Here is a 16,236-nt window from a genome sequence, read left to right as displayed (position 1 = left end):
CCAGTGCACGGGATCGCAGACATATCCGTTGTATGAACGTGCGCGCACTCACATTCGTTTCCCTGAGTGGGGGGTCGAACGCAAGATCTTCCTTCCCCTCACCTTCGGTACCCCCCGTCCCTGCCCGCGTACGGGCGATACATTCCGGCCCCGCACCGCGAACCCGCGTATGTCACAGGGAAGAAAACCCCCACAACACCCACGCCCGTTGACACCCCCACCACGCGAGTGGTGGGCTCAGTGACACCCTGAGACAACAGACGCACCACACGTGATCACCGGTACGAAGGACACGAGGAGAGGGCCGTGCAACTGCGGCGCAGGAAAGGCGCGGCGGCCATCGCCGTCGCCGTCATCGCGGGCGCCCTCTCCGGCGCTCCCGGCGCCGTCGCCGCTCCCGGCCTCCCCGGAAAGCCCGGCGCCCCCGCCACCTCCCCGGACGACGACCGGGAGAGCGACGGCGCCCTCCCCCCGGTCTGGCCCCGCCCCCAGGCGATGACCACGGCCGGGACCCCGGTCACCGTCACCGACGAGGTCGTGCTGGTCACCGGCAAGGACCCCGACCCGTACGCCATGGACGCCCTGCGCGCCCTGCTCCGTGACGCGGGCGTCCGCGAGACCACCGAGGTCAGGGACGGCGGGCAACTCCCCGCGGGCGGCGGCAAGCTCGTCATCCGCGTCGAGGGCGCCGCCGCCGACCAGGCGCTCCGTACCCTCGGCGCCCGCCCCCGCGGCGACCTCCCCTCCGGCGGCTACCGCCTCGCGGTGGGCCGGATCGGCGGCCAGGACACCATCGCCCTCGCGGGCGCGGGCAGTGACGGCCTCTTCCACGGCGTGCAGACCCTGCGCCAGCTGCTCACCAAGAGCACCGGTGGCACCACCGTCCCCGGGGTCCAGATCCGCGACTGGCCCGGCACCGCGGTCCGCGGCATGACGGAGGGTTTCTACGGCACCCCGTGGACCCGCGAGCAGCGCCTGGCCCAGCTGGACTTCATGGGGCGCACGAAGCAGAACCGCTACCTCTACGCCCCCGGCGACGACCTCTACCGCCAGGCGCGCTGGCGCGAGCCGTACCCCGCCGACCAGCGCGCGGACTTCCGTGCCCTCGCGGAGCGGGCCAAGCGCAATCACGTGACGCTCGCCTGGGCCGTCGCCCCCGGCCAGGCCATGTGCATGTCGTCCGACAAGGACATCAAGGCCCTGAACCGCAAGATCGACGCGATGTGGGCGCTCGGCGTACGCGCCTTCCAGCTGCAGTTCCAGGACGTCAGCTACAGCGAGTGGCACTGCGGTGCCGACGCCGATGCCTTCGGTTCGGGGCCCGATGCCGCCGCGAAGGCGCAGGCACGCGTGGCCAACGCGGTCTCCGCGCATCTGGCCGAGCGTCACCCCGGCGCGAGGCCGCTCTCGCTGATGCCCACGGAGTACTACCAGAACGGCTCCACGGAGTACCGCGACGCCATCGCCGCCCGCCTCGACGAGGGCGTCGAGGTGGCGTGGACCGGCGTCGGCGTGGTCCCCAAGACCATCACCGGGCGTGAACTGGCGGGTGCCCGCAGGGCGTTCGGCTCGCATGCGCTGGTGACGATGGACAACTACCCCGTCAACGACTTCGCGCAGGACCGTATCTTCCTGGGCCCCTACACGGGCCGTGAACCTGCCGTGGCCACCGGCTCGGCGGCGCTGCTCGGCAACGCCATGGAGCAGCCGTCCGCCTCGCGCATCCCGCTGTTCACCGCCGCCGACTACGCGTGGAACCCGCGCGCCTACCGCCCGCACGAGTCGTGGCTCGCCGCGATCGACGACCTGTCGGGCGGTGACGCGAAGGCCCGGGGCGCCCTGCGGGCCCTCGCGGGCAACGACGCCTCGTCCGTACTCGGCGCCGACGAGTCGGCGTATCTGCGTCCGCTCATGGACGACTTCTGGCGGGCGCGCACGACGACGGACACCGCCCGCGTCGAGAAGACCGGCCAGGCCCTGCGGGACGCCTTCACCGTGATGAAGGAGGCGCCGCGGCGCCTCGCAGGCAGCGACCTCGACACCGAGGTGGGGCCCTGGGTGGAGCAGTTGGCGCGCTATGGGGAGGCCGGCGAGACGGCGGTCGACATGCTGCGCGCGCAGTCCACCGGCGACGGCGCCGCCGCCTGGCGCGCCTCGCGCACCCTGTCGAAGCTGCAGAAGGACCTGAGGGCCTCCCGGGTGACCGTCGGCAAGGGCGTCCTGGCCCCCTTCCTGACGCGGGCCCAGAAGGCGTACGGGTCGTGGGCGGGGCTCGACGGCGAGCAGGCGTCGGACCGGGCGACGGTCCGTTCCCCCCGCGCCCGCCCTCTCACGGCGGTGACGGCGCTGACCGACCCCGGCACCAAGGGCAGCATCGAGGCGCACGTCCCCGGCGAGGGCTGGCGCCGCGTCGGCGCCCTGTCCGGCACGGGTTTCACCGAGGCCAAGCCGTCGGCGCCCAAGGACACCGCCCTGCGGGCCGACGCCGTCCGCGTCACGGTCACCGAGGGCACCGTCCGCCACGTCGTCCCCTGGTACGCCGACTCCCCCGCCGCCCGCTTCTCCCTGGCCCGCACCGAGGCCGACGTGGAGATCGGCGGCGGCCCGCAGCGGATCACCGCGGAGCTGACGTCACTGCGCCCCGGCGACGTGCAGGGCAAGGTCACGGCGAAGGCGCCCAAGGGCGTCCAGGTGCGCACCCCGGCGAAGTCGACGCTGCCGCGCGGCACGCGTGTGGACGTCCCGGTCGACGTCACCGTCCCGGCGGGCACGCGCGCGGGGACGTACGAGATCCCGGTCACCTTCGACGGACAGACCCGCACGGTCTCGGTCCGCGCCTACCCCCGCACGGACGGCCCCGATCTGGCGCGTGGTGCGAAGGCGTCGTCGTCGGGCGACGAGACGAAGGACTTCCCCGCGTCGGGCGCCAACGACGGCGACCCGAAGACCCGCTGGTCCTCGCCGGTCGAGGACGGCGCCTGGTGGCAGATGGAGCTCGAAGAACCGGTGCGGCTCGGCCAGGTCGTCCTGCGCTGGCAGGACGCGTACGCGGCGGGCTACCGCGTGCAGACGTCCGCCGACGGCAGGACCTGGCGCACGGCGGCCACCGTCAAGGACGGCAAGGGGGGCCGCGAGAGTGTCCGCATGGATGCCCGCGACACCCGCTTCATCCGCGTCCAGGGCGACAAGCGGGCCACCCGCTTCGGCTACTCGCTGTGGTCGGTCGAGGCGTACGCCGTGGCCGCGGCCGCCGAACACTGACGGCGGCCGACGGCCACGCGCGGGCCCCGTGCGGGCGGCCGCGTACAACAAGGCCCGGATCGATTCCTAGGCAGAAATGCCGTCGATCCGGGCCATCGCGTCGTCCGCGCCGAACGGCTGCAAGTACGGCAGCCAGCGCGGATCCCGATGCCCGGTCCCGATGATGCGCCACGCGAGCCCCGAGGGCGGCGCGGGCTTGTGACGCAGGCGCCACCCCAGCTCCAGGAGATGACGGTCCGCCTTGGTGTGGTTGCAGCGGCGGCAGGACGCCACCACGTTCTCCCAGGCGTGCTGACCGCCGCGGCTCTTCGGAATGACGTGGTCGACGCTGGTTGCGACGCCACCGCAATACATGCACCGACCGCCGTCGCGGGCGAAGAGCGCCCGCCTAGTCAGAGGAACGGGCCCCCGGTAGGGGACCCGGACGAACCGCTTGAGGCGGACCACGCTGGGTGCGGGGACAGTGCGCGTTGCGCTGTGCATGAAGGCGCCGGATTCCTCGAGGCAGAGAGCCTTGTTCTCCAGGACGAGGACGAGCGCGCGGCGGAGCGGTACGACGCCCAGAGGCTCGTACGACGCATTGAGGACCAGGACGTGCGGCACGGATGCCTCCTATTACGCCGGCGGCGCGTGGCTCGCGCCGGGACGATCTGTAGCCAGTCTCCCCTCATGCCTGGTCCAAGCGCCACCATGTGCTCGTAACGGGCTCGGAGTGTTTTCGACCACACATGTACAACACCCTCTTCTTCCCCAGGTGAGCACCGTCTCTCCCTCGAACATCACAACGATCCACACACAATGCCCCGTTAGTGTGGTGTCTCTGCCCGGTGCATCTCCTGGGCAGGCCGCTATGCCTGGAGGTACCTGCCGTGTTCCTGTCCGTCCTGTCAGCAGCCGGAACGGACCCGGACGACAAGTCGACGCCGAAGCCCCCGACCCTGGAAGACGCCCAGGAGCACGCGACGAACGCCGCGAGCTGGGTGGAGCAGAACTGGTCGGCATGGCTGGGCATCGGGCTCCGCATCCTGCTGATCGTCGCCGTGGCCATCGTCCTGCGCGTGGTCATCCGGCGCTCGATCACCAAGCTCATAGAACGCATGAACCGCACGGCCCAGTCCGTGAACGGCACCGCGCTCGGTGGTCTTCTCGTGAACGTGGAGCGCCGCCGTCAGCGCTCGCAGGCCATCGGTTCGGTGCTGCGCTCGGTGGCGTCGTTCCTGATCCTCGGCACCGCCGCGCTCATGATCCTCGGCACGTTCCAGATCAACCTCGCCCCGCTGCTCGCCTCGGCGGGTGTGGCGGGCGTGGCGATCGGTTTCGGCGCCCGCAACCTGGTCACGGACTTCCTCTCCGGCGTCTTCATGATCCTGGAGGACCAGTACGGCGTGGGCGACTCCATCGACGCGGGCGTGGCGTCGGGCGAGGTCATCGAGGTCGGCCTGCGCGTGACCAAGCTGCGCGGCGACAACGGCGAGATCTGGTACGTCCGCAACGGCGAGGTCAAGCGCATCGGCAACCTCAGCCAGGGCTGGTCCACGGCGGGCGTCGACGTCACCGTCCGTCCGGACGAGGACCTGGAGAAGGTCAAGGCGAAGCTGGTCGAGGTCGGCGAGACCATGGCCAAGGACGAGCCGTGGAACGAGCGCCTGTGGGGCCCGGTGGAGGTCCTCGGCCTGGACAGCGTCCTGCTCGACTCGATGGTCGTACGGGTCTCTGCGAAGACCATGCCCGGCAACGCCCTCGGTGTGGAGCGCGAGCTGCGCTGGCGCATCAAGCGGGCCTTCGACGAGGCGGGCATCCGCATCGTGGGCGGCCTCCCGCTGCAGGCCGTGGAGGAGGCGGCGGCGGACCCGTCGGCCGCCGTGGCTGCCCCGTCGGCCTACGCGTCCGCGACCTCCCCGCAGTCCCTCGCGGCCTCCCCGATCACACCGCCGCCGAATCTGTCGAAGTAGCGGTACGCGGCCAGGTCAGAGGGAGCGCCCGGAGGCTGCCAGGTGTCCCGGGCGCCGCGTCCGGTAGCTGTCGGCGTCCAGGGCGACGACCTCCGCGTGGTGGGCCAGGCGGTCCACCGTCGCACAAGCCGTGGCACCGTCGCCGAACACCTCGTCCCACCGGTCGAGGGCCAGGTTGCTGGTGACGATCAGCGACGCCCGCTCGTAGCGGTGCGAGACGAGCTGGAAGAGGAGGCGGGCGATGTCGGCGTCGAAGGGCACGTAGCCGACCTCGTCCACGACGAGCAGCGGATACGCGTCGAGGCGGGAGAGTTCCTTGCCGAGGCGGCCCGCGGCCTTGGCGTCCGCGAGCCGGGCGCCCCACTCGGCGGCGGTAGCGAACAGCACCTGGTGTCCGGCCTGGCAGGCCCGTACGCCCAGGGCGGCCGCCAGGTGCGTCTTGCCCGTGCCGGGGCCGCCGAGCAGCACCACGTTGGCCTTGCGGGCGACGAAGTCGGCCTTGCCGAGGCGGGTGATCACATGCGGCTCGGGTGCCCGCAGCCGCCCCTCGTCGAACAGCTCCAGGACCTTCCCGGCAGGGAACCCCGCGGCCTCGATCCGCTCCTCCGCGCCCGGCCCCGCCCCCGCTCCCGTGCCCGCGTGCGGCTCCGCCTTCTGCCCGCCGCCCCGCTGGACCGGGATGACCGCGGTCCGCGTGTCCCCTTCCCCGTGCTCCCCGTGCGCGCCGCGCATCCGCGCCTCCTGCGCCGCCATGGGCCCGGACATGTACGCGAGGATCGCCGCCGAGGCGATGAACGCCATGTGGATGACGGTGCCCCAGAGCAGGTCGTGCCGGGGCGTGTGGTGCACGTCCACGAACATCTGGAGCAGATGCACCGACGAGATGCCCACGATGGCCGTGGCCAGCTTGACCTTCAGCACGTTGGAGTTCACGTGGGACAGCCACTCGGGCTGGTCCCGGTGGCCCTGCAGGCCGATCCGCGAGACGAAGGTCTCGTATCCGCCGACGATCACCATGATCAGCAGATTGGCGATCATCACCACATCGACGAGCTTCAGGACGGCGAGCATCACGTGCGTCTCGTCCGCCTGCCCGCTGACGACGTGGTGGACGAGGTGCCACAGCTCGTTGAAGAACTTGTAGACGTACACGCCCTGAGCGGCCACCAGGCCGAAGTACAGGGGTGCTTGGAGCCAACGGGTCGCGAAAAGGGCACACCCCAGGGTGGTCATGTTCGGTGGGGACGAGGTGGAGCGGGACACCGGACCTCCATCAGCCGTAAGGCCCGTCATTGTCCTGGCTCGCCGCCGACAATCTGAATTCGTGCCACCCGTTGGAATGAATAGAAATCCAGTCGGACAACTCCCGTGTCCCGACCGCCGCTGGAGCACTCCGTGCAACACCGGCCCCCGCCAGGTAACGAGTTGGTTGCCGCCGGGGCGTCCGCTATTGACGGCCTGTTCAGGCCGGTCGTACGGTCCTCACGAATTGGAAAGTTTCCTAACAGTTAGCGGCCGACCAAAAGTAAGGTGACGTCATGGCAGCAGCGGGCAGCACTCCGGGCACCCCGAGCGTCCTGCGTGCCATGAACGACCGGGCCGTCCTTGATCTCCTCGTCGTGCACGGTCCCCTCACCCGCACCCGCATCGGCGAGCTGACCGGCCTTTCCAAGCCCACCACCTCCCAGCTCCTCGGGCGCCTGGAAGCGGCGGGGCTCGTGCACACCACCGGCAGCCTGAGCGGACGGCCGGGGCCCAACGCCCTGCTGTACGAGATCGACCCGGGCGCCGGCCACGTCGCCGCGCTGTCCGCCGACCCCACCGGGATCACCGCGCTCGTCGCCGACATCACCGGCACCGTCCTCGGCAAGGAGCGCGTGGAGGCCGAAGCCGTCGCCGAGGACGTGCGCCACCGCACCGCCCAGCTCGTCGCGGAGGCCGTCGACGGCGCCCTGCGCCAGGCGGGGCTCGGACACGAGGACCTGCGGGCCGCCGTCATCGGCACCCCCGGCGCCATCGACCCGCACACCGGCGCCCTGCGGTACGCCCCGCACCTGCCGGGCTGGCACTCACGGACGCTGCGCGACGATCTCGCCGCCGTCCTCGGCACCCCCGTCGACATCGAGAACGACGTGAACCTGGCCGCCGTCGCCGAGCAGTACGAGGGCGCCGCCCAGGACCACGACAACTACGTGCTGACCTGGCTCGACGAAGGCGTCGGCGCCGCCATCGTGCTCGGCGGCACCCTGCTGCGCGGCGCGACCGGCGGTGCGGGCGAGATCGGCTACATGCCGCTGCCGGGTGCTCCGCTGCTGCGCGGGGACACGCGGGGCGGGGGCGGTGGCGGCTTCGAGAGCCTCGTGTCCGCGTACGTCGTGCGTGAACTCACCGGCGGCGGAGCGACGTTGACGCAGGTCATGGCCGACGACGCCGCGCTCGCCGAGGTCGCGCGGCGTATCGCCACCGGCATCGCGGCAGTCGTCGCCGTCGTCGACCCCGAACTGGTCGTGCTCTCCGGCTCGGTGGCCCAGGCGGGCGGCGACAAGCTGCGCGCCCGGGTCGAGGAGGAGCTGACCGGGCTCGCGCTGCCCCGCCCGCAGATCCGCATCAGCGAACTCGACGGCGATCCGATCCTCACCGGCGCCCTGCGCTCGGCCCTCACCCAGGCCCGCGACCAGGTCTTCGACACGGCCTGAGCGAGCCTTGTAACTCGCCCTGCCCTCACCTCAACTCCCCTCCCCGTAAAGGAAGTCCGCCATGCCGCGATGGCGCATGCCCACCTGCGCGTCCGCGGCGCTCGCCGCAGCCGGTCTCCTGCTCTCCGGCTGCGCCAACCCGAGCGTCGGCAGCGCGAACGACGACCCGACCCGACCGGTCACCCTGAAGTTCTGGCACGGCTGGTCGACGCCCCACGAGGTCAAGGCCGTCAACGACAGCATCGCCCGCTTCGAGAAGCTGCACCCGAACATCGACGTGCAGGCCACCGGCAACGTCTCCGACGAGACCGTCAACCAGGCGCTGCGGGCGGGCGGCGACAAGGCCCCGGACGTGGTGTCCTCCTTCACCACCAACAACGTGGGCCAGTACTGCGACTCCGGGATGTGGGCGGACCTCGATCCGTTCATGAGGAAGACGGGCCTGGACAAGGAGAAGGTCTTCCCCAAGACGCTCCTCGACTACACCAGCTACCGGGGCAACCAGTGCGCCCTGCCGCTCCTCGCGGACGCCTTCGGCATGTACTACAACAAGGACGCCTACAAGAAGGCAGGCATCGAGCGGCCTCCGCGCACGATGTCCGAGTTCGAGAAGGTCTCCAAGAAGCTGACCGTGCGCAGCGGCAAGAACTCGTACAAGCAGGTCGGGTATATGCCCAACTTCCGCTTCTACCAGAACAGTCCGGACCGCCTCTTCGCCCAGTGGGGGCCGAAGTACTTCGACGCCAAGGGCGACGCGCGGCTCGCGGAGGACCCCTCCACGTACGACTTCTTCAAGACCGCCCGGCGACTGGCCGACGCACAAGGCGGGTTCGATGACCTGGAGCGGTTCCGGCTGACCTTCGGCGACGAGATGTCCAGCCAGAACGCCTTCCTGACCGGCAAGGTCGCCATGCACCTGGACGGCGAGTGGCGCGGCCTGATGCTGGACGAGGCCAAGGCGAAGTTCGACTGGGGCGTGGCCCCGCTGCCCGTCCCCGACGACCAGGCCGACACCTACGGGCGCGGCTTCATCACCGGCACCGTCGCCGGCATCGCGCACAGCAGCAAGCACCAGAACGCCGCGTGGGAACTGGTGCGGTTCCTGACCGCGGACACCGAGCAGGTCGTGGACTTCGCGAACGCCATCCACAACGTGCCCTCCACGTTCGCGGCCCTCAAGTCCCCCGACCTGGACGCCGATCCGACCTTCCGGACCTTCTTCGACATCCTGGAGAACAAGCACAGCAAGGCCCTGCCGCCCTCCGTGAACGGTGGCGCGTACGTCGTCTCGCTGCAGGACTTCGCGTACTCCGTGGAGGCCGGGCGCGTGGGCGACCTACGCGAGGGCCTGAAGAAGCTCGACGAGCAGATCGACGCCGACACCCTCCAGTCGAAGAGCTGAGCTGAGGACCCCGCCATGGCAATGACCCTCTCCAATCCCGCGCGCCGCAGGCTGCGCACGCTCGGTTTCCTCTCCCCCTGGCTCGTCGGCTTCAGCGTCTTCTTCGCGTACCCGCTGATCGCCACCGTCTACTTCTCGTTCATGCACTACAACCAGATCAAGGAGCCCTCGTTCGTGGGCCTCCGCAACTGGAAGTACGTGTTCGAGCAGATGCCGCTGTTCGGTCCCGCCCTGTGGAACACGCTGTGGCTGGTCGTGATCATGGTGGCCCTGCGGGTGGTCTTCGGGCTCTCGCTCGGGCTGCTGATCACGAAGATCAAGACGGGCCCCGGGCTCTTCCGCACCGCCTTCTACCTCCCGTATCTGGCGCCGCCGGTGGCCGCCACGGTGGCCTTCGTCTTCCTGCTCAACCCGGGCACGGGCCCGGTGAACGAGATTCTCGGCGCGGTCGGGATCTCCGGACCCAACTGGTTCAACGACCCGGACACCGCCAAACCCTCGCTGGTGCTGCTCTCCCTGTGGGGCATCGGCGACCTCATGGTCATCTTCATGGCAGCGCTGCTCGACGTCCCGAAGGAGCAGTACGAGGCCGCGGATCTGGACGGCGCCGGGGCGTTCGCCAAGTTCCGCTACGTCACCTGGCCCGCGATCACGCCCATCGTGATGTTCGCGGTGGTCACGGGCGTCGTGCAGACCATGCAGTACTACACGCAGGCCCTGGTCGCGGGGAAGGTCGCCTCCGGCGTCAACATCGGCCCCGGGTCGGTGATCCAGCCCGGCTACCCGGACCACTCGACCCTCACGGTCCCCCAGCTCGTCTACCAGATGGGCTTCCAGAACTTCAACACCGGCGCCGCGTGCGTGCTCTCGCTCGTGCTCTTCGCCATCGCCATGGCCGTCACGCTGCTCCTGATGCGCAAGCGCTCCGGGCTGCTCTCGGCGGAGGACTGAGGACTCATGACGACCACGACTCTCACCGCACCCACCGTGCCCGCCCCCGCCGCCCAGAAGCAACGCGGCCCGGCCGCGGCCCGCGCCCGCCGCAAGCGGGCCCTGCACTGGATCGCCGTGCACAGCGTGGCCATCGCCGTGGCGCTGCTGTTCGTCCTGCCGTTCGTCTTCGTCTTCCTGACGTCCGTGATGAGCGACTCGCAGGCCATGAGCGGCGACCTGTGGCCCGACTCCTGGCACTGGTCCAACTACAGGGCCGTCTTCGAGACCCCCGGCTTCCTCGACTGGTGGCGCAACTCGCTCATGTACGCGGGCCTCGGCACCCTCTTCACGGTCTGCTCGGCGATCCCCGTGGCGTACGCGCTCGCGAAGTTCCGCTTCCGCGGCCGGCGCACCGCGATGCTGCTCGTCATCTCCACGATGATGCTGCCGCCGCAGGTCATCGTGATCCCGATGTATCTGGTGTGGGCCCAGCAGTTCCACCTGTCGGGCACGCTGTGGCCGCTGATCATCCCGATGGCGTTCGGCGACGCGTACTCGATCTTCCTGCTCAGGCAGTTCCTCCTCACCATCCCCAAGGAGTACATCGAGTCGGCCAAGGTCGACGGGTGCGGCGAGTTCCGCACGATGGTCAAGATCGTCGTCCCGATGGCCAAGCCCGGCATCGCCGCCATCGCGCTCTTCCAGTTCTTCTACTGCTGGAACGACTACTTCGGGCCGCAGATCTACGCGGCCCAGAACCCCGGCGCCTGGACGCTCAGTTACGGCCTGGAATCCTTCAAGAGCGCCCACAGCGTCAACTGGAACATGACCATGGCAGCGACCCTGCTCGTCATGGCGCCGGTCATCATCATCTTCTTCTTCGCACAGAAGGCCTTCGTCGAAGGCGTCACCCTCACCGGAGTAAAGGGCTGAGAACCGATATGAAGCTCGCAGTGGTCGGCGGAGGGTCGACCTACACACCCGAACTCATCGACGGATTCGCACGGTTGAGGGACACCCTGCCGATCGAGGAGCTCGTCCTCGTCGACCCCGCGGCGGACCGCCTCGAACTCGTCGGGGGCCTGGCACGGCGCATCTTCGCCAAGCAGGGGCACCCCGGCCGCATCGTCACCACGTCCGACGTGGACGCGGGCGTCGCGGACGCCGACGCGGTCCTGCTCCAGCTGCGCGTCGGCGGACAGGCCGCCCGCAACCAGGACGAGACATGGCCCCTGGAGTGCGGCTGCGTCGGCCAGGAGACCACCGGAGCGGGCGGTCTGGCGAAGGCCCTGCGCACGGTCCCGGTCGTCCTCGACATCGCCGAGCGCGTACGCCGCACCAACCCGGACGCCTGGATCATCGACTTCACCAACCCCGTCGGCATCGTGACGCGGGCGCTGCTCCAGGCCGGGCACAAGGCGGTCGGCCTGTGCAACGTGGCGATCGGCTTCCAGCGCAAGTTCGCGAAGCTGCTCGACGTCGCCCCGAGCGAGGTGCACCTCGATCACGTGGGCCTCAACCACCTGACGTGGGAGACCGGCGTACGTCTCGGAGGCCCCGGCGGCGCGGACATCCTGCCCAAGCTGCTCGCCGAACACGGTGACGCGGTCGCCGCCGACCTGCGCATGCCGCGCGAGATCGTCGACCGGCTCGGCGTCGTGCCCTCGTACTACCTGCGCTACTTCTACCAGCACGACGCCGTGGTGGAGGAGCTGAGGACCAAGCCGTCGCGCGCCGCCGAAGTGGCCGAGATGGAGCGGGAGCTGCTGAAGATGTACGGCGACCCGACGCTCGACGAGAAGCCGGAGCTGCTCGCCAAGCGCGGCGGCGCCTTCTACTCGGAGGCGGCCGTGGACCTGGCGGCGTCGCTGCTGGGCAACGGCGGCAGCCCGTACCAGGTGGTGAACACCGTCAACAACGGCACGCTGCCGTTCCTGCCGGACGACGCCGTGATCGAGGTGCAGGCCACCGTCGACGGCGCGGGCGCCAAGCCCCTTGCGGTGCCGAGGCTCGACCCGCTGTACGCGGGGCTCATCGCCCACGTCACCGGCTACGAGGACCTGGCGCTGCAGGCCGCGCTGCACGGCGGCCGCGACCGCGTGTTCAAGGCTCTGCTCGCCCACCCGCTGGTCGGCCAGTACGCGTACGCGGAGCAGCTCACCGACCGCCTCATCGCGCACAACCGGGAGCACCTGGCGTGGGCGTAGGCATGAGCGTGCTCGCGATCGACGCGGGCAACAGCAAGACCGACGTCGCGGTGGTCGCGGCCGACGGCACCGTCGTCGGCGCGGCCCGCGGCGGCGGGTTCCAGCCACCCCAGGTCGGCGTCGAGGCCGCGGTGGACATCCTGGAGGAGGCGGTGACGCGGGCCCTGGCCGAGGCGGGCACAGCCTCCGTGGGACATGTGTCCGCCTGCCTGGCCAACGCCGACCTCCCCGTGGAGGAGCGGGAGTTGGCGGCGGCCCTGCGCCGCCGCGCGTGGGGCCCTTCCGTCGACGTGCGCAACGACACCTTCGCCATCCTGCGGGCCGGCCTCCTGGAGGACGCCGAGCCGCGCGGCGTCGCCGTGGTGTGCGGGGCCGGCATCAACTGCGTGGGCATGCTGCCCGACGGCCGCACGGCACGCTTCCCCGCCATCGGCCGGATCTCCGGCGACTGGGGCGGCGGTGGCGGCCTGGCCGAGGAGGCGCTCTGGCACGCGGCGCGGGCCGAGGACGGCCGCGGCGAGCCGACCGCGCTGCGCGAGACGCTGCCCGCGCACTTCGGCCTGCCCTCCATGTACGCGCTGATCGAGGCCCTCCACCTGGGCTCCATCGCCCCCGTACGGCGGCACGAGCTGACGCCGGTGCTCTTCGCGACCGCGGCGGCCGGCGACCCGGTGGCGCGCGCCCTGGTGGACCGGATGGCCGACGAGGTCGTCGCCATGTCGACGGTGGCCCTGGAACGCCTCGACCTGCTCGGCGAGGAGACCCCGGTGCTCCTCGGCGGCAGCGTCCTCGCCGCACGCCACCCGCAACTGGACGACCGTGTCCGGGCGTTGCTGGCCGACCGGGCGCCCAAGGCGGTGGCCAGGGTGGTCGTCGCCCGCCCCGTGCTCGGCGCGGCACTGCTCGGCCTCGACCAGGTGGGGGCACCCACGGAGGTGCACGCGCGCGTGCGGGAGCACTACGAGACGGGGGCTTCCTGAGGGGCCGTCCGGGCCCCTCTGTCCCCCGCCGCCCGGAGTTCGTCGGCCCCGCAGGGAACCGATCCGCACCGAATCGCGTATTCAAGGGCAGGGGTGGTGTGCGATCTTCGCTTGATCCGGACAGGGTTCGCATGATCCGGACAGGTCTACCGACGCGGTGATCAGAACAAGATCCAGTCAAGACCTGTGCGGATGTCGGTCCCTGCGGCGATACTTGCCGCCGTGCACTTCTTCCCGCACCGCGCACTCCGGGCGGAAGTGGACGTCCGATGACCAAGGGGGAGGTCGAGGTCGAGGTGACATACCCGCCGAACGGCAGCGCCGCGCCGCCGGGACAGGCCGCGCCGACGATGCCCGTCGTCCCGCCGCAGGCAGGGCCGGACCCCGCGCCGTCCGCACAGGCCGTGCCGGGCGCCGCGCCCCGCAGGCCCGCGTGGGTCGAGGGCCGGGACCGGCTGCGCGCGGCGGCGACGACGGAACCGGGCAAGCTGCGGATCATCGGCGCCCTCCTCGCCCTGCTCGTCGTGGCGTTCGGCGCGATCACCACCTGGCAGATGTCCGACCGGTCGGCCGCCGCGGACAGCGTCCTGAACCGCAGCCAGCCGCTGAGCGACGACGCCGCCGCCATCTACCGCTCCCTCGCCGACGCCAACACGGCCGCCTCCAGCGGCTTCCTGGCGGGCGGTCAGGAGCCGGCTGAGGTGCGCGACCGGTACAAGGCCGACATCGAGCGGGCCTCCGAGAAGCTGGCGAACGCCGCGTCGAACGCGGGCTCGGGCTCGTCGTCCGCCGCCTCGGTCAGCAAGCTGAACAAGCTGCTCCCCGAGTACACCGGGCTGATCGAGCGTGCCCGCGCGAGCAACCGCCAGGGCCTGCCGCTCGGCGGCGCCTATCTGCGGTACGCGAACGACAAGATGCAGACCGAGATGCTCCCGGCCGCCGAGCAGCTCTACACCGCGGAGAAGCAGCGGCTGAGCAAGGACTACGACGACGCGAAGCCGTACCCCTGGTTCGCCATCGCGCTCGGCCTGCTCGCGCTCGGCGCCCTTGTCTGGGCCCAGCGACGCAACTACCACCGCACGAACCGCGTGTTCAACCACGGCCTGGTCGCCGCGACCGCCGCGGCCACGGTGGTCCTCCTCTGGCTCGTCGCCGGTCACACCTTCGCGCGCTCGGGCCTCAACGACTCGTACGACCACGGCGTGCAGTCCCTGAACGTCCTGAACGACGCCCGGATCAGCTCCCTCAAGGCCCGCAGCAACGAGAACCTCACGCTGGTCAGCCGGGGCGCGGAGACCGTCGAGGTGGGCGCGGAGAAGGAGATCAAGGACAAGTTCGACGTCGCCTACCAGGCGCAGATGAAGCAGCTCGGCAGCGCCGACAGCGGTCTGCTCGGCAAGGCCGTGGCCGTCGCCGACAACGCCGCGGGCGAGAACCCCGTCAAGGAAGCCGCGAAGAACGTCTCGGTCTGGAAGGACCGGCACAAGACCGCGCGGGACAGCGACGACGCGGGTGACTACAAGGGCGCGCTCGCCAAGGTCGTCGGCGACAAGAAGGACGAGCCCACCGGTGAGTGCTTCGACAACGTCGACGAGGCACTCGAAGCGGCGCTGACGCACGAGCGGGCCGAGTTCCAGCAGGCCGCGAAGGACGGCAAGGGAGCGATGAGCGGGCTCCCGGTGGGCGCCGCCGTGCTCGCCGTCCTCGCCGCGGCGGGCGCCGTGCTCGGCGTCGGGCGCAGGCTGTCGGAGTACAGGTGAGAGGGGGCGAGCGGACGATGCGTACGCGAGGACTGGCGAGGATGCGCGGCTGGGGCGGAGCTGCCGCCATGGCGGTGGCCTGCGCGCTCACGGGCTCCCTCGTGCTCGTGCTGCCGGAGGCCGGCGGTTCGGCCGGTTCGGGCAAGGACGAGAGCCGGGCCGCCCACGGCTCGTCGGCGGCCGCACCCGCGCGCGCCGAGGAGTGCAAGACCCCGGAGGAGAGCCTCTCGCCGGACGACAAGGACGGCCCGACGATCGAGGCCATCCGCAAACGCGACGTGAAGAAGCTCATCGTCGGCGTCGACCAGAACAGCTACCGCTGGGGCTATCGCGACCCGAACAAGAAGTCGGGCACGCTCGAAGGCTTCGACATCGACCTCGCGCACAAGATCGCCGAGGAGATCCTCGGTGACCGCGACGCCGTCCTCTTCCGCGCCATCCCCACCAACCAGCGCGTGAAGGCCATACAGAGCGGCCAGGTCGACATGGTCGTACGGACCATGACCATCACCTGCGAGCGGGAGGAGGACGTCACGTTCTCCACCGCCTACTTCAAGACGGGGCAGCAGGTCCTCGCCCCCAAGTCCTCGGACATCACCGGGTTCGACGACTCCCTCGACGGCAAGAAGGTCTGCTCCGCGAAGGGTTCCACGGCACTCACCCAGCTGGAGGAGCTCAAGAAGAAGGGCCTGGATGCCGACATCGGTACGACGGTGCCGAACCAACTCGACTGCCTGGTAAGGCTTCAGCTGGGTGAGGTGGACGCGGTCGTCACCGACAGCGCGCTCGCCGCGAGCCAGGCCGCGCAGGACCCCACGGTCGAACTCAAGGGCGACGCACCGCTCAACACCGAGTACTACGGCGTGGCGATGAAGAAGCCGGAGAACGGCGGGGACGACCTGGTGCGACGGGTCAACCAAGTCCTCGAGGACTACCGCGACGACGACAAGAACGGCTGGCAGAAGTCGTACGACAAGTGGCTGAAGGCGGGCCTCGGCGAATCGGCGGGCCCGCCCGCACCGAAGTACAGCGACTGATCCCGACA

General features: G+C 70.6%; 12 protein-coding genes. 10 read left to right on the top strand and 2 right to left on the bottom strand.

The features are described from left to right. The first annotated feature begins 306 nt into the window (after positions 1-306). A complete protein-coding gene (locus tag AB0M70_RS06235) occupies positions 307-3,261 on the top strand; it encodes a beta-N-acetylglucosaminidase domain-containing protein (RefSeq protein ID WP_365816893.1) in 2,955 nt (984 codons plus the stop codon). A 66-nt stretch (positions 3,262-3,327) separates the two neighbouring features. Here the strand turns inward: AB0M70_RS06235 and AB0M70_RS06230 are convergent, their stop codons facing one another. Next, the gene (locus AB0M70_RS06230; RefSeq protein WP_190080400.1) at positions 3,328-3,864 is read right to left on the bottom strand and encodes an HNH endonuclease; all 537 of its coding nucleotides are present in this window, start codon (positions 3,862-3,864) and stop codon (positions 3,328-3,330) included. A 266-nt stretch (positions 3,865-4,130) separates the two neighbouring features. Here AB0M70_RS06230 and AB0M70_RS06225 point away from each other — a divergent pair, with 266 nt between their 5' ends. Further along, positions 4,131-5,213 carry a mechanosensitive ion channel family protein gene (locus AB0M70_RS06225; RefSeq protein WP_365816891.1) on the top strand — a complete coding sequence of 361 codons (1,083 nt, stop codon included), beginning with the start codon at positions 4,131-4,133 and terminating at the stop codon, positions 5,211-5,213. A gap of 15 nt (positions 5,214-5,228) precedes the next feature. Here the strand turns inward: AB0M70_RS06225 and istB are convergent, their stop codons facing one another. Further along, positions 5,229-6,476, bottom strand: coding sequence for an IS21-like element helper ATPase IstB (gene istB / locus AB0M70_RS06220; protein WP_365816889.1), 1,248 nt, complete (start codon positions 6,474-6,476; stop codon positions 5,229-5,231). Positions 6,477-6,751: 275 nt separating this feature from the next. Between istB and AB0M70_RS06215 the strand changes: the two genes are divergently transcribed. The 8 genes from AB0M70_RS06215 (at position 6,752) to AB0M70_RS06180 (ending at position 16,228) form a co-directional block, all read left to right on the top strand. Continuing rightward, positions 6,752-7,909 (top strand): ROK family transcriptional regulator, encoded by a 1,158-nt coding sequence (locus AB0M70_RS06215; protein ID WP_365816887.1) that lies wholly within the window; start codon positions 6,752-6,754, stop codon positions 7,907-7,909. 61 nt (positions 7,910-7,970) lie between these two features. After that, a complete protein-coding gene (locus tag AB0M70_RS06210) occupies positions 7,971-9,311 on the top strand; it encodes an ABC transporter substrate-binding protein (RefSeq protein WP_365816885.1) in 1,341 nt (446 codons plus the stop codon). A gap of 15 nt (positions 9,312-9,326) precedes the next feature. Further along, positions 9,327-10,262 carry a sugar ABC transporter permease gene (locus tag AB0M70_RS06205; RefSeq protein WP_365816883.1) on the top strand — a complete coding sequence of 312 codons (936 nt, stop codon included), beginning with the start codon at positions 9,327-9,329 and terminating at the stop codon, positions 10,260-10,262. 6 nt (positions 10,263-10,268) lie between these two features. Further along, positions 10,269-11,177, top strand: coding sequence for a carbohydrate ABC transporter permease (locus tag AB0M70_RS06200; RefSeq protein ID WP_365816881.1), 909 nt, complete (start codon positions 10,269-10,271; stop codon positions 11,175-11,177). Between the two features lie 8 nt (positions 11,178-11,185). Next, on the top strand, positions 11,186-12,451 hold the full coding sequence (locus AB0M70_RS06195) for a 6-phospho-beta-glucosidase (protein ID WP_365816879.1): 1,266 nt from the start codon (positions 11,186-11,188) through the stop codon (positions 12,449-12,451). Next, on the top strand, positions 12,442-13,431 hold the full coding sequence (locus AB0M70_RS06190; RefSeq protein WP_365816877.1) for a BadF/BadG/BcrA/BcrD ATPase family protein: 990 nt from the start codon (positions 12,442-12,444) through the stop codon (positions 13,429-13,431). Before AB0M70_RS06195 ends, AB0M70_RS06190 begins: the two co-directional genes overlap by 10 nt. A gap of 269 nt (positions 13,432-13,700) precedes the next feature. Further along, positions 13,701-15,191, top strand: a complete 1,491-nt coding sequence (locus AB0M70_RS06185) for a hypothetical protein (protein ID WP_365816875.1) — start codon at positions 13,701-13,703, stop codon at positions 15,189-15,191. A 17-nt stretch (positions 15,192-15,208) separates the two neighbouring features. After that, on the top strand, positions 15,209-16,228 hold the full coding sequence (locus tag AB0M70_RS06180) for a glutamate ABC transporter substrate-binding protein (RefSeq protein ID WP_365816873.1): 1,020 nt from the start codon (positions 15,209-15,211) through the stop codon (positions 16,226-16,228). Positions 16,229-16,236: the final 8 nt, after the last annotated feature.

The organism is Streptomyces sp. NPDC051214 (assembly GCF_040682375.1).
Taxonomy (GTDB): Bacteria; Actinomycetota; Actinomycetes; order Streptomycetales; family Streptomycetaceae; genus Streptomyces.
This window is presented reverse-complemented; position numbering and strand designations above follow the sequence as displayed.

Excerpts from the sequence above, each read along its gene's own strand:
- AB0M70_RS06210 (WP_365816885.1), top strand. The coding sequence starts at position 7,971 with ATGCCGCGATGGCGCATGCCCACCTGCGCGTCCGCGGCGCTCGCCGCA.
- AB0M70_RS06180 (WP_365816873.1), top strand. The coding sequence starts at position 15,209 with ATGCGTACGCGAGGACTGGCGAGGATGCGCGGCTGGGGCGGAGCTGCC.
- AB0M70_RS06185 (WP_365816875.1), top strand. The coding sequence starts at position 13,701 with ATGACCAAGGGGGAGGTCGAGGTCGAGGTGACATACCCGCCGAACGGC.
- AB0M70_RS06195 (WP_365816879.1), top strand. The coding sequence starts at position 11,186 with ATGAAGCTCGCAGTGGTCGGCGGAGGGTCGACCTACACACCCGAACTC.
- AB0M70_RS06200 (WP_365816881.1), top strand. The coding sequence starts at position 10,269 with ATGACGACCACGACTCTCACCGCACCCACCGTGCCCGCCCCCGCCGCC.
- AB0M70_RS06215 (WP_365816887.1), top strand. The coding sequence starts at position 6,752 with ATGGCAGCAGCGGGCAGCACTCCGGGCACCCCGAGCGTCCTGCGTGCC.
- AB0M70_RS06205 (WP_365816883.1), top strand. The coding sequence starts at position 9,327 with ATGGCAATGACCCTCTCCAATCCCGCGCGCCGCAGGCTGCGCACGCTC.